Annotated in this window: 17 protein-coding genes; 8 read left to right on the top strand and 9 right to left on the bottom strand. The window is 45.6% G+C overall.

Translation table 11 applies throughout. The features are described from left to right. Positions 1 to 3: 3 nt before the first annotated feature. The 3 genes from E2I14_RS08230 to E2I14_RS08220 are packed head-to-tail and all read right to left on the bottom strand — an operon-like array spanning position 4 to position 2686. Positions 4 to 735, bottom strand: coding sequence for a protein-methionine-sulfoxide reductase heme-binding subunit MsrQ (locus tag E2I14_RS08230; protein WP_133327345.1), 732 nt, complete (start codon positions 733 to 735; stop codon positions 4 to 6). After that, complete coding sequence (gene msrP / locus E2I14_RS08225) at positions 735 to 1607, bottom strand: protein-methionine-sulfoxide reductase catalytic subunit MsrP (protein ID WP_406675701.1); 873 nt, start codon at positions 1605 to 1607, stop codon at positions 735 to 737. Before msrP ends, E2I14_RS08230 begins: the two co-directional genes overlap by 1 nt. A gap of 2 nt (positions 1608 to 1609) precedes the next feature. Continuing rightward, entirely contained in the window at positions 1610 to 2686 is a 1077-nt protein-coding gene (locus tag E2I14_RS08220) for a cytochrome-c peroxidase (protein WP_133327341.1), read from the bottom strand. A 197-nt stretch (positions 2687 to 2883) separates the two neighbouring features. Here E2I14_RS08220 and E2I14_RS08215 point away from each other — a divergent pair, with 197 nt between their 5' ends. Genes E2I14_RS08215 through E2I14_RS08205 form a run of 3 tightly spaced genes read left to right on the top strand, consistent with a single transcriptional unit; the run spans position 2884 to position 5569 of the window. After that, positions 2884 to 3219 carry a cupredoxin domain-containing protein gene (locus E2I14_RS08215; protein ID WP_227544662.1) on the top strand — a complete coding sequence of 112 codons (336 nt, stop codon included), beginning with the start codon at positions 2884 to 2886 and terminating at the stop codon, positions 3217 to 3219. Next, positions 3216 to 3614, top strand: a complete 399-nt coding sequence (locus E2I14_RS08210) for a c-type cytochrome (protein WP_206105604.1) — start codon at positions 3216 to 3218, stop codon at positions 3612 to 3614. Before E2I14_RS08215 ends, E2I14_RS08210 begins: the two co-directional genes overlap by 4 nt. Positions 3615 to 3622: 8 nt before the next feature. After that, positions 3623 to 5569, top strand: a complete 1947-nt coding sequence (locus E2I14_RS08205; protein ID WP_133327339.1) for a methyl-accepting chemotaxis protein — start codon at positions 3623 to 3625, stop codon at positions 5567 to 5569. A gap of 27 nt (positions 5570 to 5596) precedes the next feature. Here E2I14_RS08205 and E2I14_RS08200 read toward each other — a convergent pair whose 3' ends face one another. Both E2I14_RS08200 and E2I14_RS08195 read right to left on the bottom strand, forming a co-directional pair. Then, a complete protein-coding gene (locus tag E2I14_RS08200) occupies positions 5597 to 5989 on the bottom strand; it encodes a response regulator (RefSeq protein ID WP_133327337.1) in 393 nt (130 codons plus the stop codon). Between the two features lie 262 nt (positions 5990 to 6251). Continuing rightward, positions 6252 to 8300, bottom strand: coding sequence for an SPFH domain-containing protein (locus E2I14_RS08195; RefSeq protein ID WP_133327335.1), 2049 nt, complete (start codon positions 8298 to 8300; stop codon positions 6252 to 6254). Positions 8301 to 8870: 570 nt separating this feature from the next. On the opposite strand from E2I14_RS08195, the gene E2I14_RS08190 reads away from it, so the two are divergent. Genes E2I14_RS08190 through E2I14_RS08180 form a run of 3 tightly spaced genes read left to right on the top strand, consistent with a single transcriptional unit; the run spans position 8871 to position 12317 of the window. Beyond that, complete coding sequence (locus E2I14_RS08190; RefSeq protein WP_133327333.1) at positions 8871 to 9317, top strand: response regulator; 447 nt, start codon at positions 8871 to 8873, stop codon at positions 9315 to 9317. Between the two features lie 39 nt (positions 9318 to 9356). After that, complete coding sequence (locus E2I14_RS08185) at positions 9357 to 11402, top strand: methyl-accepting chemotaxis protein (protein WP_133327331.1); 2046 nt, start codon at positions 9357 to 9359, stop codon at positions 11400 to 11402. A 45-nt stretch (positions 11403 to 11447) separates the two neighbouring features. Next, entirely contained in the window at positions 11448 to 12317 is an 870-nt protein-coding gene (locus E2I14_RS08180; protein WP_133327329.1) for a transporter substrate-binding domain-containing protein, read from the top strand. A 399-nt stretch (positions 12318 to 12716) separates the two neighbouring features. Here the strand turns inward: E2I14_RS08180 and E2I14_RS08175 are convergent, their stop codons facing one another. The 4 genes from E2I14_RS08175 to E2I14_RS08160 are packed head-to-tail and all read right to left on the bottom strand — an operon-like array spanning position 12717 to position 20663. Further along, positions 12717 to 15983: a type I restriction endonuclease subunit R gene (locus E2I14_RS08175; RefSeq protein ID WP_133327327.1), complete on the bottom strand. Its 3267-nt coding sequence runs from the start codon at positions 15981 to 15983 to the stop codon at positions 12717 to 12719. Continuing rightward, entirely contained in the window at positions 15980 to 17296 is a 1317-nt protein-coding gene (locus E2I14_RS08170) for a restriction endonuclease subunit S (protein ID WP_133327325.1), read from the bottom strand. Before E2I14_RS08170 ends, E2I14_RS08175 begins: the two co-directional genes overlap by 4 nt. Beyond that, positions 17293 to 18312 (bottom strand): PDDEXK nuclease domain-containing protein, encoded by a 1020-nt coding sequence (locus E2I14_RS08165; RefSeq protein ID WP_133327323.1) that lies wholly within the window; start codon positions 18310 to 18312, stop codon positions 17293 to 17295. Before E2I14_RS08165 ends, E2I14_RS08170 begins: the two co-directional genes overlap by 4 nt. After that, a complete protein-coding gene (locus E2I14_RS08160; RefSeq protein WP_133327321.1) occupies positions 18309 to 20663 on the bottom strand; it encodes a type I restriction-modification system subunit M in 2355 nt (784 codons plus the stop codon). Before E2I14_RS08160 ends, E2I14_RS08165 begins: the two co-directional genes overlap by 4 nt. Positions 20664 to 21371: 708 nt before the next feature. Here E2I14_RS08160 and E2I14_RS08155 point away from each other — a divergent pair. Together E2I14_RS08155 and E2I14_RS08150 are read left to right on the top strand one after the other, a co-directional pair. Beyond that, positions 21372 to 22418 (top strand): site-specific integrase, encoded by a 1047-nt coding sequence (locus E2I14_RS08155; protein WP_133327319.1) that lies wholly within the window; start codon positions 21372 to 21374, stop codon positions 22416 to 22418. Positions 22419 to 22548: 130 nt separating this feature from the next. Then, a complete protein-coding gene (locus tag E2I14_RS08150) occupies positions 22549 to 23052 on the top strand; it encodes a hypothetical protein (protein WP_133327317.1) in 504 nt (167 codons plus the stop codon). The last annotated feature ends 190 nt before the right edge of the window (positions 23053 to 23242 follow it).

Below are 23242 nucleotides of genomic sequence, written 5' to 3'. Positions count from 1 at the left end.
AAATCAGCCCCTTCGCTCTTCAACTTCGCGCTCCTCAACTCCGCGCTCTTCGACTTCGATACCAGAATCTTTTTCCTGACTGAGCCACGCCGCAAGTCGATAAGCTAATAAAACAGCCGTTGCTAGCGCGAACGGCCACGCAGAGGTTTGTCCTGCTTTCATCTGCAAGCAATAATGCGCCACATCGCAGATCACAATTGGGTAGCTTAAGCGGTGCAAGATGCGCCAATTCGACCCAAGCCACCGGATTGAAACATTATTTGCCGTGAGCGCTAGCGGCACTAACAGGACGAAGGCAATAAAACCAAGCAGAATAAACAGCCGATCTTGAATATCATCCCAAACCGCCCGCATGTCCCAAGTGACATCGAGGGCCAAGTAAATCACTAAGTGAAGTAGCGCATAAAAAAAGGCGAATAAACCTAGCTGGCGTCGCAGCTTGATCAGCCAATTCCAATCCGATAAACGTTTGCCGTAGGCTTGGTGCGTAACGATAGATAGACGTACAGCCAGCCATCGGCTTGGCGTGACAGATAACGTAACCAACATCTGCACTAGCGCGGTCGTACCGGAAAAGTGTAGCAATCGGTTTAAGGGATTAATCCCCAAATTGCCCGTGCTCCATTCGCCCAGCAGCCACAAAGCGGGTAGGCAACACGCAATGAAACAGCAACGCCAAACCAGATCGTAGTGTTGCTTGATCCAGTAAGAATAATGATTGCGCAGCGCACCCATTAAAAATATTTGACCAAATCCATACCCTGATACATGGATGCAACTTGATCTGCATACCCATTGAATAACAGCGTAGGTTGTTTGCTGGCGTGGCCAATTCTAACTTCTCGCCGTTGCGACCAACGTGGATGCGACACGTCTGGATTTACATTGGCGTAAAACCCGTATTCCGATGGCGCTGACCGCATCCACGAGCTGACAGGTTGTTCTTCCACGAGCCGAATTTTGGTAATCGCTTTGATGCTTTTGAAGCCGTATTTCCACGGAACGGCCAGACGAAGTGGCGCGCCGTTTTGATTTGGTAACGGGTGTCCATACAAGCCGGTAACTAGTAACGTCAGTGGATGCAGTGCTTCGTCGATGCGTAATCCTTCCGTGTAGGGCCACGCCATCATTTTATTGCGTTGTCCTATCATTTCTGTCGGGCGTTCTAGACCAATAAATTCAACAAACTTCGCGCGCGAAGTAGGATTGCACGTCTTGATCAAACTGGCGAGAGAAAAACCCTGCCAAGGAATCACCATAGCCCAACCTTCTACACAACGTAGTCGATAAATGCGTTCTTCTTGCGGAAACTGTTTTAACAAATCGTCGAATGCAATGGTGCGCGGACGTTGCACTTCGCCTTCAATCGTCAACGTCCAAGGGTGTGGTTTGAACGCTTCGGCCAATTTCCAAATCACTTCCTTGTTGGTAGAAAACTCGTAGTAATTGTTGTAGCGACTAATCTGTTCGATAGTATTGGGCGCTTCGACTTCAGCGCTCACCGATTGCACTGCAGGCAGTATGCCAAGCAGCAGCGCCGACTGAATCAATTGTCGGCGCTTAAGGAAAGCAGATTCAGTTGTTATGTCAGAAGAGTGAATTACCACCGTCATTTTCTTGGTAAGGCAGGCAAAGTAAAAGGTTGCGGCGTAGTCGACAGCGAACCGAGGAAAGCCACCAATTGCTCTTTCTCTTGCTTGGTTAAATCGAGCGGATGAATATTGGCCGACAAATTCGTTTTAACTTCACCACCTTTGGCATAAAACTCAACGACTTGCTCAACCGTGCTTGCGGATCCATCGTGAAAATACGGCGCTGTATTTAATATCTCACGCGTGGTTGGCGTTTTAAAAGCGCCTTTCATCAACGCTAATGGCTTTTGGCCATAACGTCCTAGATCGGGATTGTCTTTTCCAAACGAAGCTAAACCAATATTGTGGAAACTGCTGTCGGTAAAGTTCGGTCCAGCGTGGCAAGCCGAACAGTTCCCTTTTTTCGGATCAATGAATAAGGCAAAGCCTTTAATTTCATCTTCTTTCAATGCATCTTTTTTACCCGCTACCCATTGATCAAAGCGCGTGTGATTACTAATGATGGTGCGCTCAAAACTGGCCATGGCTTTCGATAATGTATCGGCATTGATTGGCATACCTGGGTACGCTGCGGCGAACAATTGTTTGTAACCTTCGGATTGATTGAGCCACACAAATAATTTGGCGGTATCCATATTCATTTCTGCCATGGTTTCCATCGGGCCCATCGCTTGTTCTTCTAACGATTTTTTGCGGCCGTCCCACATTTGCAAAATATTGAACGAGGAATTGATAATCGTTGGCGTCGCACGCGCAAGGTTCTCGGCCTTTTCACCAACACCAACCGCTAATCCATCCGACCAACCAAATTGTGGGTTGTGGCAAGTGGCGCAACTCATGTTTCCGTGACCGGATAATCTTGGGTCAAAGAATAGTTTTTTACCTAATTCGATCCGCGCAGCAGTTAACTGATTATCTGCTGGAACAGGTGGTGTACTGGGCAATATCCATTTTTTTAGACTGGGGTCGCCCGCTTTTAAAGTAATCGTTTGACCATCTGTATCGGTCACGATCGGAGCAGGATTTGCTGCCCAAACAAAACTAACTAACAAGACATTACCAACAATTATAGCAACTGCTTTTGCGAAATTCATTACCGTCTCCTAACGTTAAATTAATACCTGCCAAGCCAATTTTTTTGAAATGTTTTATTAACGCGATTTAGTAGTTCACAGTTCAATACTGCCTTGAATACTTGGCTTCTGCAGCATATGCTAAATCCAGATGAATTCAATGCAGACTTGTCCTTTCAGTGTTCTATCTCCCTTCATTTTTTTCCTAGGAGTTTCTCATGTGCTTTACACATCGTATGTTTAAAAATTTAGTTCTAATCAGTACATTATTTTTGCTATCTGATTTAACTTTCGCAGCCGAGCAAGAAGTGCTCCAAAAAGATAAAAATTTTTCGGTTAAAAAGTTAAAAGTAAAAGTAGGTGACACGGTTAAATTTACCAATACCGATCCGTTCTCACACAATGTGTATTCGCTTTCTGAGGCAAAGAGTTTTGATCTAGGAACCTACCCAAAAGGCTATTCCAAGTCGGTCACGTTTGATAAACCTGGCACAGTTGAAGTTGAGTGTGCAGTGCATCCGAATATGAAGATGACCGTCGAGGTAGAGAAATGAAAATGATTAGCCGCACTGCCTTAAGTCTGGTCTTTTGCATCACAAGTTGCGCCGGTATCGCGCAAACAGCACCATCAGATCCGCAGGGTGTTTTATTACCAAGAGATAGTAAAGATGCTGCCATTTTTCGCGGCGGCTTAGTCTTTGCTAACTATTGCGTCACGTGCCACGGAATGAATGCCGATGGAAATGGTCGCGCCGCCAAACTTTACAATCCGCGTCCCGCCAATTTGCGCACTACCGATAAGCCCGACGCATACATCAGCATGATTGTGAAAAAGGGTGGTGAATTTATGGGGCGTTCACCCAAAATGCCGCCCTGGGGTGAGGAATTAACCGACGAGCAAATTCATGACGTCACTTCCTACGTTCGGTCCTTAAGCACCAAACAATAAAGTTAGCTATGGCCGAAAATAACAATTCAAACCGCTTCAGTATTTGGAAGCCCGGCATTAACCTGTTTATGCAGATGACCTTCTCCATGAAGGCCATCACTATTTCGGTTGTGTTCTTGTTGCCGATATTTTTATTAAGCGGCTATCTGCTTAACGATATTGCCGTTAAATTAGCGGATACAAAAAAAGAAAAGTTAGGTTTGGCCTACGCGCGAGGCGTTTTGCCTTTGCTAGAACTTACCGAGGCACAAAGAGAACGCGCGGTGGAAGTCGCGCAAACATCGCAGGCGCAGACAGGATGGGATGACGCCCTGACGACTTATGGCGAAAAATTTCAGCAACTGCAAAAACTACGTCAAGAATTTGCTACCAATTCGGTTGACGCTAAGGTATTTGATCAATTGCCTAGCGCGTTGCCACCACCGGCGAAAGCAGGTAGCGACCCAAGCGATGAGCTAGCAATTTATACTCAGTTCGTTACCAGTCAACTAGATTTACTCCAAACAATCATCCGCGAGTCAGGCTTGTTGGACGAGCCAGATAATGTCGCTAACAATTTGGCGGTAGTTGGCCTGCACAATATTCCGTTGGTTCTCGACCAAACTTCGCACGTCTTGGCAGCCAGTCAGCAGATTTTAAAAGCCAATGAAATCAATCCGCAGCAACAACGCTTAATTTCGGATCGGTTGCCTTTAATCGAATACCTAGAAACACAAATTCAAGCCAGTCTTCAAAACGCCAAAAGTGGGAGCGAGGCGATCAAAAACAAGCTCAATGCCGATTTGCCGAGCACGTCAGAATTTCGCGGATTAGCGCGCCATTATTTTTTGGGCGCGGACGTCTCGGGGAATGAAGAGCGTTTCACTAAAGCGACTCGAAAAGCCTTGGGCGACTATGCAGAACTGCAAAAAATAACGCTAACGGAATTGGATAATCTCTTAACAAAACATGCCAACCAATTAGTCATGCAACAAACCTTTGTACTAATTTTGATCGGATCGAGCTTGCTGCTAGCCGGATATTTATTTATTTCGTTTTACTTTGTCACCAAGCACGGTTTAACAGTTATTAGTCGGCACTTAGCCCAAATGTCCGTGGGCGACTTGCGTTATTTTCCCGAAGCACCCAGAGGAAAAGATGAACCGGCGATGGTGCTCATCGACTTGCGCGCGGCCTATGATTCGCTGCACGCGTTGATTCGACGGGTGCGCCATAGCGCGAAAGAACTGCGGGCAACCGGCGATTATATTTCGGAGCGCAGCAACGACACCTCCGCGGGAACCAAGCAAACCAGCCAGACTTTGCAATTGCAGTTGGCGATGATGAAACAGATTGCCGCTGACGTAGTGCAGTCCGCTGAGCGCACCGAAACAGTCGCACAATTTTCTAAAGAGAATTCTCATGTTGCCGAACATGGCGGAATGGTCATTGGTGAAGTGGTAGAGACGATGCGCGAAATTCAATCCTCTTCATCCAAAATCGGCGACATCATTAGCGTGATTGATTCCATCGCGTTTCAAACTAATATTTTGGCGTTGAATGCTGCGGTTGAAGCGGCTCGGGCTGGGGAATCTGGTCGTGGCTTTGCTGTGGTGGCGAGCGAAGTACGTAATCTTGCGCATCGCAGCGCTGCGGCAGCAGGCGAAATTAAACAATTGATTTCATCCAGCGTTGCGCGCATCAATCAAGGCTCAAGTACAGTCGAGCGCGCTGGCAATACGATGCAAGAAGTGGTCGCTAACGCCAATAAGATGAATCAGTTTTTAGGCGAAATATCAGCAACAGCGATGCAGCAATCGCGCCAAGTTGAATCGGTCAGCAACGCCATCGAAAGTCTGAACGAGGAAACGCAATCGAATTTAGAGATGGTAGAAAAAACCAAATCGGCGGCAGAGTCGCTATTGAATCAGGCGGGCATGTTGGAGCAGGAAATCGCTAATTTTAAAGTGCGCTAAATCTAAACTTTACAATTCAAGCCAAGGCTATCTACCCGCCATGACGTTATTGATTTCATTCTTTAGTGCTTCCAGATTAACTGGCTTGGACACAAAGCCATCGGCTCCCGCATCCAGGAATTTTTCGAGATCGCTAGGCAGATCATTGCCAGTAATTAAAATCACGGGTTGGCGTACATTGACCTGATTCGAGAGTTGTTCTTTTTGGCGCAGCAATTTTAATGCGCTGAGTCCATCCATCACCGGCATGGTCACATCCATCAACACCAAATCAAAGGCGCGCTCATCTAAACAGCGCAATGCTTCCTCGCCATTGTTGACCATGACACCGTTGTGCCCTAATTTCTGTAGGGTCAACTTGAGCAGCTCACGGATTATTTCACTGTCATCGACGATTAAAATGGTTAATGTGTTTTTCATAATTAAGGATGATGCGAAGTAGGTCAGTGCGAACAGGCTTCCTTACGATTCATTATAGGAACTTGTCGAAAAATTTTGCATGATTTTTTTAAAGGCAGATTACGGTTGGTATTTGCTAACTGTTTAAGGAAAAAGGCTGACTAGAGTTGCCGGTTCTGGGTTTTTCTCGTTTGAGCGATGACGTTGTACTTAACGTTGTTAAGGCATAAAAAAAAGCGCCGCACAAATTAATGTGCGACGCTTCTCTTTTACCATGCGGTGATTAATTATTGCTGCGTGTGGCAGAACCGTTCATTTGATCCCGTACCAAATTACCCAATAATACGCTAATCAATCCACCACCCATTCCACCTTCACCGTTACCACCGGCGACAATGTCGGGGACGATTTTGATGCCGCCTTTGGCTAATGCGTCGGCCACTTGCACCACCGCATAGTTACCTGCATCCATCGCATCCACTTTTTGTTGAATGACTTGCGCTTCAGACCCGCCGACGGCCAAAATTTTCGCGCCTTCGGCTTCACCGACAGTGCGCAACACGGTGGCGTCGGCTTCGGCGTTAATCGTTTTCGATTTAGCATTACCTTCCGCCGATTTCACCGCTGCTTGGGCATCAAATTCAGCAATTTGCACCCGACGTTCTGCATCCACCACGTGCGCCTGTGTATTGGCTAAGGCCGTTGCTTGCTCCAAAGCTTGGCGCACACCTTGTGCCTCGCGTTGGGTTTCGTATGTCACCCGTTCTTGCTCGGCGATTTTACGATCAGTCAAGGTGCGCATTAAATCTTCTGGTGGCACGATGTCGCCAATCAAGGTATCGACTGCGCCGACATTGTATTCAACCAAGGCTGCCGAAATGGCTAAGCGTGCTTCGTCCTGCCGTTTGGTGCGATTTTTTAAGAAATCGATAATGTCGCTACCTTGCGCCGCATTGCGGAAATAGTTACCAATGGTTGGCTCCAATACTTGCGTGACTAGTGCGCTCATATCGCCAAATCGGGCAATCACTTTTGGCGCATCTTTGCTCGGAATATGAATAATTTGCGAGACGTCCAAATTAAACTTAAATCCATCGGCCGAGCGCACCGTGATAGTCGATAAATTGGCGTCCAATTTATGTGCTTCTGTTTTGCCGGTCGCCCAGTTCAAGACCACATTAGCGGTTGGTACAGTCACCAATTTATGGGTGTACGGATTGATGGGATATTTACCCGGATCAAGCGGTGTCACCCACACGCCTTTTTCGCCGGGCGTGACCAGATTGCCGTGTTTAAAACCGTCGCCGGTGACGTCTTGGCCTTCGCGACCGACGTAGGCGATGACCACACCGACATTAGCAATGGGAACCATCGACATTTCCACAATTTCTACCGTTGCAAAGCGTGGGTTAATAAAATAGCGACCCGCTAATAACACTTGCTCTTGCAGACCTTTGTAACCACCATTTTTTAAGAACGCATCGGCGTCTTGATACATGCTGTGGCCTTCGATTAATTCACCAGCGATTTCACCTTGTGCTAAGGAGCGACCTTCGCTAGTCGTCACAACGCCGACTTTGTTGTCCGGAATATCGACCACTGAGACGCATTGCACATCAAATAAAACTGGATTGATGTAGTAAATCCCAGGTGGCACGACTTTGGATTGAGGGCCACGTTGTCCGCCGTGTTCAAAGAACGCTTTGGGGTCTTGATACGAATCGCAATCGACGCCCTTGGCGATAACTCGACCAGTGCCTAAAGCAGCGCCATCGCGCGATTCCACCACGCCTAATTTGCCCGAAGGAACTTCAAACGCATCCATAGTTTTAATCGTAAATAACAATGGATTAATCCGATAAGTGCCGGGCGGAATAATGCGCATTTGTGGACCACGTTGACCGCCATTTTTTAAAAATGCACGCGCATCTTGATACAAATTACAGTCGCAATCGTCAGCAATAATGCGACCTTTTTGTAAAGGTTTGCCATCGCAGGCTTGCACCACGCCGACTTTACCTTGCGGAATAGTCTGAAACTTAATCAACTCAACCGCATACTGCCAAGGCCATAAGCCAATGTGTAATCCCGGTGGCAAGGTGTCGGCTTGAAATCCAGCCTCACCCTCAAGTGCAATAATTTGGCCATCTGGCATGCGGCGATTTGAGCCAAATAAAACAAATTTCTTAGTCACAGTTCCTAGCGAATCGTCGGGAATCATGATGACCCCAAACAAATGCAAAACGGATTTCCAAAACACCAAAGCGATCAACAGAATCGCGATGGCGCTAATCAAGCCAAGATGACTAGAGATGCTATCGAAGAATTCCATACCAACCTTCTTTCCATTATTTTTACCTGTCGGGCAGGTAACTCCCAGCAGCGGCTCCAGTGGCTCACTGCGGTCATCATCATCGACTTGGGCAATAGCGGCTGCAACGGTAATTGGTGCGCGGTTTTACCACCCGGTTTTAGGCATTGGTCCAAGTAGCTACAACGGGAGCGATGCGCTTGTTGAATTGCATTAATCGAGAAAAGTGAATGCAGTCAGCGATTGGTTTGCACAAAAGACCACCTTTAACGATTTGGATGAACGGTGCGAAATTGGTACAGCGATTAATCAGATTTTGGCGTGAATACGCGATACCGATTATTCAGCGCATGAGGCAGGGGGCGACTTATGACGAAATATCGCACTGATTGTTAGGCTTACCGCTAATTGGTCAAATGGTGGCGCCAGATTGTGGAGTTGCTCAAAGTACTACCATTTGAATTTATGGCAATAATTCAATCAATTCCTGACTTGTCCTGTTTTTTTGCTGGCTTCTGCGGCCTTTTTCAGCATCTTCCCTTTTTTCTTGGATTTTCCAAGATTCATCTCCTATATTGAAGTAAAGTGTGCATGGTGAAATCGTTTGCACATCCCATACTTATCGACATGAATAATCCAACAAGCGCGCACACTTCCTTGTCGTTACTAGTCGTTGACGACGATTACCTGATGCAACGCGTTGCGATCACGATGTTGAACGCATTAGGGTACTCCGGCGTGGTTGTGGAGGATGGGAGCAAGGCGCTAGCGTGCATGGCGCAGCGTTCATTTGATGTCGTGTTGATGGACGTGATGATGCCGGTGATGGACGGGCTCCAAGCGCTGGCATTGATTCGCGCACAAGAAAAATCAAGCGCCCGGCACCAGCCAATTATTATGCTGACCGGTCACGCCGAGCCGAATGATGTGTCTAGGTTAAAACAGGCGGGGGCCGACGGATATGTACAAAAGCCTATCAACTTGGCTGCATTAGATGCTGAAATTAAGCGAGTTTTGTATCAAGTTAAACGCAGTTAGATGAGTCTTTGTGGCGTCTAATTTTACCGAGGAAGATTGATGTCTACAGAGTTAGCCAAGTTAAATAACGCGTCTGCACAGGGCGCAATTAGCCCAGAATTACAACAATTTCTTGCCGCTCCCGCTGGCGTTCGAGCGTCCAAAAATGTGTTTTATAAAAATCCAATTTGGGCCTTGGGAGTCGGTGTATTCGAAAACCTTCGATTTAGGTCTAAAGTATTTGTCATTTCATGCATGTTTTTAATACCGATGCTGTTGGTTTCTTGGGTCTACTACAGCAGCATGCTGGATCAAATTCATTTTTCGACTAAAGAACGCCTCGGTGTCGAATACAACAAAGAGATTTTCCCTGTCATTGATCTGGCCCAGCAACTTCGACGAGATTCTGTGGCACTTGCTGCGACCGGCACTGCGCCCAGCACTCTTGCTGAGGTCAATGAAAAGTTAAAGGTCGCGCAAGCACGACTATCAGAAGTCGATAAACGCTTAGGCGCGGAGCTTGATACCAGCACCGCGTATGCCGAAGTGCAATCGGCCTATAACAAAGCAACCGCGGCTACTGGCAGCGCCGCTTTCAAAGCTCATTCCGACCACGTCGCGGCCTTAATAGCCTTGCTAAGCAAAGTCACCGATTCGTCTAACCTAACTCTAGATCCTGATATCTCCAGCTTTTATTTAATGGATGCGGCGTTTGATCGCATTCCGGATATTGTTGAAAACACCGGCAAATTGCGTGGCATGGGTTTGAAGGTGCTCAAGGCGGAAGCAATCACCACTCAGGAGCAACACAGCTTAAGCGAGATGATTCCGATTGCCGAGTTTCAGTTTGCGGCGCTGCGCGACGGTTTAGCCAAAGCCTCCAAAGAAGATCCTTCACTGCCTGCCAAAATTAATGCTGCGCCAACCTTGGAAGCATCGACGGCGTTTTTTGCATTAGCGCGAAAAACTGTGATTGATAATCAGGTCTATGGCTCGGATTCGCAATCCTCCTATTTGGCTGGGGCAAACAGCACCATCCAAGGACAATATGAACTGGCAAAGCGCCTCATCGATTCGTTGGATGATCTCTTGCTTATCCGAATTAACGGCATGATGTCGAGCTTGTATTGGATTTCGGCAGTGATTTTCGTCGGCATCGCATTAGCAGCCTATTGTTTTTATAGTTTCTATTTGGTGACCAACGGAGGATTCCGTTTAATCAGCAAGCACTTAAAAGAAGTTGCAGAAGGCGATTTGCGTAAAGCGCCTGATATCCCGCGCGGCAAAGATGAAACCGCTGATCTCATTCTCGATCTGCGCGAGACTTATGATGCCTTGCACGCCTTGATTCGCACAGTGCGGCATTCCGCCCGAGCGCTGCACAATACCAGTAGTGAAATCTCTGCCGCCAGTTTTGATCTATCGGCTCGTACGGAAGCAGCGGCAGCCGCATTAGAGGAACAGGCTGCGGCGATGGAAGAAATTGGCTCAACAGTTGGTAATACAGCAGAAAAATCGAAATTAGCCGCCAGCTTTGCCGCTGAAAACGCCAAAGTTGCCGAGGATGGCGGCAAAGTCATTGGTACCGTTGTGCAAACCATGCAATCGATCGATGCCTCTTCGGCCAAAATTAGCGACATCATTAGCCTCATCGACGGTATTGCGTTTCAAACGAACATCTTGGCCTTAAACGCTGCGGTCGAAGCCGCCAGAGCGGGCGAATCGGGCCGTGGATTTGCGGTGGTTGCCAGCGAAGTTAGAAGCTTAGCCCATCGTAGCGCCGATGCTGCGCGAGAAATCAAAGCGCTGATTTCAAATAGCGTCGATCAAATCGCCAGTGGCACATCCATCGTCGAGCAAGCCGGCATTACGATGCAGACCATGGTGACAAATGCGAAGCAAATCAATTTGTTCTTGAGCGATATTGCCAATTCGGCCAACGAGCAAGCCGCAGGAGTTGGGCAAGTCGGTCAATCCATTCAATCACTTGATGAGCAAACTCAACAGAATGCGGCGTTGGTCGAAGAAACGTCCGCCGCGTCCGGCGCCTTAACCCAACAGGCCGATACGCTTCAACGTGAGATTGCTAATTTTAGGGTAGCCTAACGTATTGGTTTTTTTAGCATTGCTTAATCAACGACGATATTGGAAATGAAAAAATTCATCTTCGCCATTTTATTGTTATCGCACCTAGTTTGCGTCTCGGCCGCCCCGATAAGAATTGTGTACGCCAACTTACAGGGCCGTGATCCTGCACTGCAATTTAGTTTTGCGGTACTTAAACTCGCATTAGAAAAGTCTGGCACGCCGTTTGAGTTGGTGAAATCTCCCTACCCGATGACGGATGCTCGGGCGGTGGTTGAGATTATGAATAAAAATGTCGACGTCGCTTGGTTGGGCAATTCCTCCCAATCAGAAACCGACTTATTGCCCGTCATGATTCCGATTTCACGCGGCTTATTGGGCTACAGAATCCCCTTAATTCGTGCCGACAAGCAGAATGCATTTGCACTGGTCAATGATGTCGCTGGCCTCAAAAATCTGCAAGCGGGCCTTGGCGTGGGCTGGCCAATTGCCGCCGCGTGGCACGAAAATGATTTGCCGATCAGCACCGTAGGAACGTTTGAATCGCTGTTTAAAATGACCCAAGCCGCGCGCGTTGATTATGTTCCCTTTGGGGCCGGTAATATTCACAATTACTGGAACCAGTCGGTGAAAGAAAATCCCGATCTAGTGATCGAAAATCACATTGTGCTGGTCTATCCCTACTACGATTATTTTTTCTTTGTTCATAGAGATAATCAAAAATTGCACGACTTAATCGAATCGGGTTTGAAGAAAGCCTACGCGGATGGATCGTACAAAACCCTATTTCTAAACCACCCAGAATTCGCCGGTCTGAAAGACTTAAAATTAGAAAAGCGACGCGTGATTTTATTGCGAAATTTTCACATCACAAAAGAAGAGTTTGAAGTCGAGCCAAAATATTGGATCAATCCGCGCTCCCCGTATGCGTTCTAACGAGTCACCGAATCGCATTCCTTACACGCCCATCAGTTAGGGCGAAGTGTCAAATACGGTGAAGTGTTAATTCACCGCTAAATGTATTTAGCTTCCGCGTGAATTAATACTTTTACAGCCAATGTGCCGATTTCAGCTTGCGCTTTAATCTGGTCAGCGGAAATGAAAAAGAGCCCTGAAGGTCAATCTAGCTGATTGACCTTCAGGGCTCTTTGATTTGCGATTTCGGAGGTGCTTCTAAAACGCAGCAGTTCTTGGCGGGGGCAGCTCGCAGCGAACCGGTCTCTAGCCAACTTTCCCTGCAACAGGGAAAAATACAGAGTGGTTTTTGAAAAGCGCTGCAATTCGATTTATAAAATCGACCGCAAACGCAGGTGAGTTCTTGGATTTTGAAAAGACCTATTTGGTTACACGCAAAATATCAAAAACAATCTTAGCAAAGCCAGCAGCTTTTCTTGGATCAGATAACAACTGCATCATCTGATTTCGATGTGCATCACTGCTATCGAGAATCGCATCGTCAACTGCCTTAGAAAAGTCACCGAGCATCGCTTGCTCTGGGCTATTGTTGGCCAATTGCTGCATCACGATATTATTTTCACGGACTTTATCGCTAATCGTATTGGCGTAATTCACCATGTCACTGTCGGTCAAATTATCAGTAACGAACAATTCATTTAGCCGATAAACAATTTGGGATAAAAATTCTACTTTTTTATCCTTCGCCTTTGCCGTACCAACTGCATCGCCGGGTTCCAATTGATCATCTTCCGCATCTTGTCTCAGTACCAAATGCTGTTGATAGAGCTTTGATAAGCGGTAGTGACTCAAGACTATGCTGTTTAAATCAATGTCATCTTCATCCAGAATAGTTTCGCGTAGCATCGGGCGTAGATTGCGCGAATACAGACTCAGCTTTTCTAAGTCTTTATCGTTGTAATCCACAATCTGCGACATGAATTCATAAAAGCGTACAAAGGTGCCCAAATCTTTTTTGAATATTTCCAATGCATCTTTTGCTTTTTTGCACTCTTTAAAACTGTTATCCGCGTTGGCAATCAACACCGCATCATTCGTTTTCTTGGTGCGTTCAAAAATTTCCCTCGTTTGCTTATACGCTTCCACCGCCAATTTATAGCGCTTTTGCCAGCGCTCCACAGCAGGTTTGCAAATATTGGCTAGTGCAGCGTTACTCTTACTCTTAACATAAAAGGCATCGCAAAACTGATCAACTTCATTCCAATTGAATATCCCGGAAGCCCGCAATTTATCGGACAAATCAAAGATTAAATCAGGATCAGAAACGTCAGCCAACTCCGCTGTTTGGTAATACGGTTGGAACGAAGCCAAAATCTCTTGAGGGTCATTAAAGAAGTCGAGGATGAACGTGCCCGTTTCGGCTTTGCCTGGATAGGTGCGATTTAAACGTGATAAAGTTTGGACGCATTCCACACCGCCAAGCTTTTTATCCACATACATCGCGCATAGTTTGGGTTGATCAAAGCCAGTCTGAAATTTATTGGCCACGATCATTACCTGATAGTCGTCGGTATCAAAAGCCTTACGCATATCGCGCCCCAACAACTTCGGGTTCATATTGGTCTCAGTGAATTTTTGACCTAGCTGCGCTTCGGAATTCGGGTCCTTATCGGTAAATTCAACTTCACCCGAAAACGCCACCATCGCATGAATTTTTTGATAGCCTTGCTCAGTAATGTATTTATCAAAAGCCAGCTTATAACGCACCGCTTCTTTGCGTGAACTGGTCACGACCATTGCCTTCGCTTGACCACCTAAGAGGCCCATAATATGTGTTTTAAAGTGCTCGACAATGACTTGTACTTTTTGGCTTATGTTGTAGTCGTGCAGCCTAACCCATTGATTGAGTTTGACCTTCGCCTTTTTACTTTCTACTTCCTGGTCGGCGTCCTTCATCTTCATCGCCAAGTTATAAGCGACTTTGTAATTGGTGTAGTTTTTCAATACATCCAAAATAAAACCTTCTTCAATCGCCTGACGCATGCTGTACACATGGAAGGCGGCAGGTTTATTGGTTTTGGATGGTTGCTCATCAGGATGGGGTAGGCGACCAAATAACTCTAGGGTTTTTGTTTTTGGCGTAGCGGTAAAAGCCAGATAACTAAGATTTTTAGAAGCGCGGCGCGATGCGACTGCTGCATCCAGTATATCGTCGGTGCTAAGTTCTTCATCCTCACCGTCACTGCCTTCCACCATCAACACTTCTTTCAACTGTCTGGCAGTAGAACCGGTTTGTGAGGAATGCGCCTCATCGGCAATCACCACATAATTGCGTTCTTTTAAGCTCACGCTGTTTTCAATCGCTTTCAACACAAACGGGAAGGTTTGAATCGTCACAATAATAATTGGCTGCGAATTTTCTAGCGCTTTAGCGAGCTTCTCGGATTTAGAGCCATCGCCTTCTTGATTATTAATCCGACCGACCACGCCATCGGTGTGTTCAAATTGAGCAATCGTGTCTTGTAACTGCGCATCCAATACGGTGCGGTCGGTCACCACAATCACCGAATGAAATTGCTTGTTACCTTGCGCGTCATACAGCGACGATAATTGATGCGCTGCCCAAGCGATAGAATTGGATTTACCTGATCCAGCGCTATGTTGGATTAAATACTTATGACCTGCGCCTTCGGTGCGTGCTGCATCGACTAATTTATTCACCACATCCCATTGGTGATAACGCGGAAAAATCAGGCTTTCTTTCTTAAATTTGCGACCTTGCCAATCTTCTTTTTCTTCAATCTGCAAATGTACAAAGCGCGCCAAAATATTGAGCAAGTTAGCAGGCGAGAGCACTTCATTCCATAAATAATCGGTGGCGTATTGATTCACATCAGCAGGCGCATCGTTGCCCGCGCCACCTTCGGCTGTTCCTTTGTTGAAAGGCAAAAAGAAAGTATCGTCACCTTCCAATCGGGTCGCCATATACACTTCATACTGGCTTACAGCAAAATGCACCAGCGCACCGCGTTTAAAGGTGAGTAAGGGTTCTGATTTTTTAGTAATCGGATCAACTGGCAAGCGGGTAGTGCGGTATTGCTTCATCGCGTTATGCACCGCCTGTTTAAATTCGGATTTCAATTCCAAGGTCGCCACCGGCAAGCCGTTGACAAACAACACCAGATCAATCCGCCAGTTTTTAGCCTTGCTGCCGGTTTCTGCCAAATGCACCTCGGTCGCCCACGGGCTGTAGACCAGCTCTGGCACAACGCGCAAACGGTTCTGTTTATAACGCGCCAAGGTGTCGGGATTGAGATCATGCTCAGGTTTAAATTGGCACAAACTAAAGCGCGTACCGCGATCACGAATCTCATGCCGCAACACGCCCAAGGTGCCAAAAGTGCGCATCTCTTTATTAGCTGCATTGGGATCAGATTTATTGAGTTGGCTGGCAACGCGTTCTAAGAATTTTTGTTCTGGATCGTTAGGATACAAAACGCAAAACTGTTGCCATTGCTCGTCTTGCGTGTCTTGAATAAAACCCAGTACATCCTCTGGATACAAGGCCAGTTCACGGTTGTATTTATCAGGCTGACCCAGTAACCAACCATTGGCTAACAACTGTTGAATCATGTCGTGTTGAAAGGCGAATTCTTTCGCTTTATCTTGACCAGAAATTGTACTCATGCGGCGGCTTTGGGTTGGGTTGAAGTGCTGGAAGGTTGCCAATCACGGACATCGATTTTTCCGGTGACGGCGGCGGAAATTAGGGCTGTGCGGCGTTCTTGGAGTAAAGCTATGCCAGATTCGGCTTGAATAGATAGCATTTCAAATTGCTTCATCATTGCGCTAATACGGCCTTCAATTTGATGTTGCTCATCAATTGGTGGAATCGGAACACATTCGTTCATAACTTTGGTTCCAGTAATCAATGGTTGAGCATTTTTATCCGCTAATCTATTTAGGTCTCTAGCCCCCAGACATAAGGCAATATAATCAAGGCTCAAAACTGAAATATTAAGGTTCAATATAAGCGCATTATCGCTGATCCAAGATAAATCTTTAACTGCATGGACATTGCCACAGAGCGCTCCAACCCTACCTATTATGATTGCCGCATTTTTAAGATTAAACTCCTTCGAGTATCCCCAAATGCCATTGCCGCCATATACCGGGTAAAAAAAGTTTTCATCTTTAATGGATTCAATTTCATTCACTGGCAAATTCTCGCCGCTTTTGATGCTCGCGTACCACTTTATTGGACTGACTTTCCAATGTACTGGTACTTCGCCTAACCACTCAACTCCTGAGTGGCGCATGGGTGCGTTGGGGTTTAAGCCTTTGGTCACGGCATGACTAATCACTGCCTGACGTTTTTCTTTTAGCAGCTTAATGAGTTCCTGCTGTTTTTCAATCAGCGCATCAATCTTGGCGGTTTCATGATCGAGGAATTTTGCGATTTTTGGTCGTATTGCTTCAGGCGGCATTGCTACATGATAATTTGCCACAAAATTATCGGAGACTCTTTTTTGTCCTCCCGCACCATACATAGAACCTTCAGCATTTTTATTAAACGGTGCGGAAGTTAATATGTAATATAAAAATTTGGAATCCGTCTTTAAGTGACATCGAAGAGGAATTACCTCAGTAGTTGCAAATGCGATCCCATTACGCAAACCTGTTACAACAGCCCCTTTTCCATTTTCAAAACAAGGCGTTATCTTTGCAATGCAAACATCTCCCTCTCCGATATATGTATAACCATCAAGCACATCACCAAGTCGTTTTGTTCTAGATGTATCTAATAACCCCTGCTCACCAATTGCTTCCATTGGTAAAAATGTGACTTCAGTTTCCGGAGTTAAATTTCTTAGTTCAGCTTTAGATGAATTCAATGTTGAAATAAATTTAATTCTTGTCGCATTCCACTCTAAAGGAATTTTCTCTAACAGTTCAACCCCAGAATCCTTATATTCCGCATACGCTTTATACCGACTCATTCCCCTTCCCCCTGCGCTAGATTCAGCATATAAAACTCATGCAATTTCGCCTGCAATAATTTCTTATCCGGCAGTTGCGTTTGGTACTCGGCAATCATCGCGGGTGACAAGGTACGGCTTAAGGCATATTCCACCACTTCATCATTTTTGCTGGCACACAGCAGTACACCGATGGAAGGATTTTCATGCGGTTTGCGGTGATCACGGTCCAGCGCTTCCAGATAAAAATTGAGTTTACCTAAATGCTCTGGCTCAAACCGATCTACCTTCAGTTCAATGGCGACCAAGGCATTTAAGCCACGATGAAAAAATAGCAGATCCAGCGCAAAATCCTGCGTGCCGACCTGAATAGGAAATTCACTGCCGACAAAACAAAAATCGCGACCGAGTTCTAACAAAAAATGCTTTAATTTAGCTAACAGACTGTGATGCAAATCGGCTTCGCTATGATGTTCTTGCAGATTTAAAAAATCGACGACATAACTGTCTTTAAAGACGCTTAACGCCTCAGGATGAGTTTGTGTCAGCACTGCTGACACTTTTGCCGGGTTTAGCACCATGCGCTCAAACAATGCCGTCTTAAACTGGCGTTCGAGTTCACGACTGGACCATTTCTCTTTAATGGACATCTTGATATAGAACTCGCGCTCTTCAGGATGTTTGCTGCGGCTAAGAATGGTCAGATTGTGCGTCCACGGTAATTGTCTCAGCAGTGCTGAGACAATTTGGTCATCTTGGTAGGTTTCGTAAAACTGGCGCATACGAAACAGATTAGGGCGTGTAAAGCCTTTTAAATTCGGCTGGGTAATTGCCAGATGCTGAGCTAAGGCGTTCACCACGCCATCACCCCATTCTGCCGCCTTGATTTTATTGCTGATGTAAGCGCCGACTTGCCAATACAGCTCAATCAAGGTGGTGTTGACGGCTTGGTAAGCATGTTGCCGCGCTGCCGATATCAGATGGACGACTTCAGAGAAATCAGGCGGATCTGTTTTTGTTACGGTTGTTTTTTTCATGAATGCACCTCTTGCAGCAGCTTCATAATTTCTGCACTGACAGCATCCAGATCGGCGTCAATCTCGGCTAAATCGCGCGGTGGTTGGTATTGGTAAAAATGCCGGTTAAACGGTATCTCATAGCCGACGATGCCAATCTGCTGGTCTTTGTTGTCTTTTTTGCTGGCATCGATCCACGCATCGGGCACATGCGGCAGCACTTCTTTGTTGAAATAGGCTTCGTTAATGGCGTTGACGGTTTTGCTTGGGTCGAGCGCGACGTTTTCAAAATCACGCAGATCGCCATCGGCTTTGTATTCGATTACTTTGCCTTTGTGTGCGCCGTTGCTCTCTTTGCTGCCATCAAACAGGCCATAGATCGGATCGGCTTTGGCTTTGTGGATTTTTTTGATGATTTTTTCGGCCTCAGGATTTTTCCAGCTTACCGCATCGCCGATAGCTTTTTTCTCTTTGGCATCTAACGTGATCTGCTGCGCTTTGACGGCTGTGGCCAACACATCGTCAAAATCATTCATGTCGTTTTGTTGTTCTGTGCCGATGCTCTGTTGCAGTTGGCGCGCTTTGAGCAAGATGGTTTTTTGTGTTGTCCAAGTGCTGCGCTCAAGTAAATCTTTAATTTGCTTTTCTTTGAGGTCAGAAAAATGCAATTTGATATAACGGCGGATTTCATCCTGATGGGCACTTAAATCGCCATAATGCGGGCAGTCGGCTGTATCGCTCCAGGCGACACTGCCATTGCAGTATTCGGCATAGGCCCATTTCATCACCGCGTTGAGTGCACCAGATTCAAAACGCAAGGTAGCTAAACGTTCATCGCTGAATTGGTAGGACAGGCGCAACGGGCGCTCTATGGTGATGCGGCGGTACCCGAATTCATGTGATTTAAATATTTTGGCTGCGAAAGTTTTGGTGGGTTCTGTTTTTGGGTTGGCAGATTGTCTCCCACGGTTACTTTTTTGTTCGGTTGGCTTATCCAGTTCACGTGCATCGATGATTTCATAATTGCCAAAGCAACGGGTGATAGTGGCGATGTCTTCTTCATCCATCACATTCCGTTTGCTGCCCAACGATTTGCGCATTTTTCCACATAAATTGACGCCATTGATCAATAGCACTTGTCCTTTACGTTCTTTGGCCTTTTTATTGGAAAGAATCCAGATGTAAGTAGAAATGCCAGTGTTATAAAACATGTCTGTCGGCAGGGCGACAATGGCTTCCAGCAAATCGGCTTCCAAAATATAACGACGGATTTCAGATTCGCCTGAACCTGCGCCGCCGGTAAACAATGGAGAGCCATTCAAAATAATCCCAATACGCGCACCACCCTTGGACGGGTCGCGCATTTTACGAATCAGGTGCAAAAGGAATAGCAACGATCCATCTGAAACTCGTGGCAAACCGGGGCCAAAACGACCATCAAAACCTTTATGGTTATGTTCATCAATAATTTCTTGTTCAATTTTTTTCCAATCAACACCAAACGGCGGATTAGAAAGCATGTAATCAAACTCGGTTGAATATAGTTGGTCGTTGGAGAGCGTATTACCTAGCTTAATATTGCTCACATCTTGGCCTTTAATGAGCATATCGGCTTTGCAAATTGCGTAGCTTTCAGGGTTTAGCTCTTGCCCGTAGGCGCGCATGACGCTTTTCGGATTGAGTTCATGCACATATTCCATCCCCGAAGATAGAAACCCGCCAGTTCCCGCTGTTGGATCATAAATGGTGCGTATGATCCCGGGCTTGGTCAGCGCTTCATCGTCTTCCATAAATACTAGTGCTGTTGTCAAACGCACGATATCGCGTGGGGTAAAGTGTTCACCCGCGGTTTCATTAGAACCCTCAGCGAATCGACGAATGAGTTCTTCAAACACCAGGCCCATATCATGGTTAGAGACAGCCGTTGGACTCAGATCAATGGTGCGTACTTTCTGCACGACTTTGTATAACAGATTAGCGTCATTTAACTGACCGATAAATTCGGCGAAGTTAAAGTAATCAAAAATTTCACGGGCATCTTTGGAGAAACTTTGGATATAGGTTTCTAAGTTCGCTTTGATACCGGACTCGCCCAACTTGCTCAAGTCCATTTTTGATGTGTTAAAAAACGATAGTCCACCGGTGGCACGTAGTAATAATTTTTCTTGCGCTTCTTCCGGCAAATTCATGTCTTGAACTTTTTGCTGTTCAGCAAGTACGGCCTCTTTGCTAGCTTCCAATACGCATTCAAGACGACGCAACAAGCAGAACGGTAAAATAATTCGGCCATATTGGCTTTGTCTAAAATCACCGCGAAGTAGGTCGGCGATTGCCCAGGAATCGGAAGCGAGGTTGTTAGGTGTTTGGGTCATTGGTTATTTCTATAAGCAAGTAAGCATTATGCAGGCAGTGCGCTATGGATTAAGATGAGTTCTCAATAGCAATAATACGAGTTGCATATTACTCCATTGACAACGTTTTGACGTGTTTTTTCTCAATAAAAATGGCTACTCAGCAATAAATGATTTCGGAAATATTTTTAAATTCGTTCAATTGATTGCATTTGAATAAATTAATATCCGGTCACTTTGTGCTTATTATTAAGAAATCATTTCGTTATGAAGGTTGGGACGACGCTGGCAAGAATGGACGTGACGAGAGCGGTCGCGATTATGGTAATCCAAGAGTATTGAATTAGTGAATTAGTTTTGCTTCGTAAATCAGAGCAGATTGAATCTAAAGCTGTATTGGCGTTCGTTGCAGAATAACTCGTGCAAGTTGTAATTGCTTGGTTAAATTGATTTGGGCACAGTAAAGATATTGTGTTTTTGTTTCAAATTAGAAACTTCGGTGGCGACCTTCCGAAAAAGAAAAAAACCCGCAAAGCCATAAGCCGTGCGGGTTTCAACGTTGTTCGTGGCGGAGAAAGGGGGATTCGAACCCCCGGTAGGCTATGAACCTACACACGCTTTCCAGGCGCGTTAATTTAGTAAATTAGTTGGCTTAAAATATGGGTTGTGGCATAGTTTTGAAAGATTTTTTCATTTTTGGGCACAAAACGGTCACACTTGGGGATAATTATGGCGACAGTTCGACAACGTGCAAGCGGCTATTGGCAAGCAATTGTGCGGAAAAAAGGTTATCCGGATGAAAGTCGTACTTTTCGTACAAAGACTGAAGCGCAGGATTGGGGGAGGTCGGTTGAAGCCGATATGCGGCGGGGCATGTTTCAGTCTTCAAATGCATCAGAACATATCACACTGGGTAACGTAATTGAAGATTTTAAAATTGATTTTGCTCCTCTTCATTATCGTTCAAGGCCAGACAATAAAGAGGCTTGGCGTTTCCAGCTAGACAGAATAAATGAGGTACTAGGTAAATATAGCTTAGCAGCGATCGATCAGAAATTAATTGCCAGTTATCGTGACCTACGTCTTAGAGGTAGTTCAACCAGAGTTAAGGTGAATGAGGGTACAGTTCGAAAAGAACTTTACATGATAAGTAAATTGCTTGGTTTTGCTCAGAATGAGAAAGGAATTACCTTACCGAGGGGAAATCCGGTTGATAAAATTCGGAAGCCATCTGAGCCATCTGGGCGGGATAGGCGATTAACAAATGAAGAGTGGGCTAAATTGGAAACCGAATGCAAAAACTCTAGAAACCTTTGGTTATGGCCAGCAGTTTCGTTGGCGCTAGAGACTTCAATGCGGCAAGGTGAACTTTTAAGCTTGAGTTGGAGTGACATCAATAAAAAACATAGCATTGCAATGCTGTTGGATTCAAAAAAACTTAAGAATGAGGAACCCCGAGCGGTTCCTCTTTCGCCGCTTGCTTTGGATACATTAAATGCTTTATCGACGGGTATAAAAAGTGATGGTTTAGTCTTGAAGGTCGAGCGGCAAACTCTGTATAGGGCGTTTCAATATGCTTGCGATCGCGCTGGGATTAGTAATTATACTTTTCATGATTTACGACATGAAGCGATTTCCCGGCTTGCTGAGCGCGGAGATTTTAATGTTTTGGAACTTGCTGCTGTATCTGGCCATAAAACGCTTCAAATGCTCAAAAGGTATACACATTTACAAGCGTCAAAACTTGCAGAAAAAATGGCAGCTTTTCCCAATTAGGCAATATTCAGTAACCGTAATTCGATTATTTAATCCAACAATTACGAAATATGTTGATTTTTAGCAACAATATTCCATGTGTTCACGATAAATTCACATATATTCACTGCAATCGTGCTACCTTTTAATCATGAAAATATCAGGTAAAAATTTAGTGAATTCACGCATGCCAGCGAGGTTTGAAACCTTCGCGCAGTGGTTCGCTCGTCTTCTAAGTGGTGGAAAGAACGCGTGTATAGAAGCTGGTGATCGACATCAAAAAGTTGGGCGAACAATCTTGTTTGCATCAATCATGTTTGCCTTATGGGCGTTTAAAATTGATGGCCTTTGCGGCGTATTTGTATTGCTGATGTCGGTCACTTTGGGATGGTCAATATTTTGCTTGGGTCAGGATTCACTGGTTGCCCAAAAAAAGAGTGAAATTCGCCTGAATAGTTTTTACGAAATTTCCGATTTGCTCAGTTTTTCGATAAGGCAAACTTTTCGTTTTATATGTAGTAAATTTAAATTTGCAATAAAGTTGTCGTTTTCCAGAGCATTCATTGCTCGTGAAGTTTTGTTCTCTGCCCTTGGCGGCATTTCTCATATCTCTCTTTCCCCTCGTCTTTCCCCTATCCCTGTCGTTCTGCGCTAAGGCGCGAAGCGGCGGCAGGAGCCACTACAGTCAACTTGCTCGCATTTTGACAGCCTGAAAACCTAAAAAAAAACCTGCATTTTTCCATTTTAGAGGAATGCAAATGCGCCATTTAATTTCGACTAAATCAGTTACTACTGGGCTTGTCGCGAATCAACCAGATCAACCGGACCTCAACGATGAGGGGCTA

The organism is Sapientia aquatica (assembly GCF_004358105.1).
GTDB lineage: Bacteria > Pseudomonadota > Gammaproteobacteria > Burkholderiales > Burkholderiaceae_D > Solimicrobium > Solimicrobium aquaticum.
This window is presented reverse-complemented; position numbering and strand designations above follow the sequence as displayed.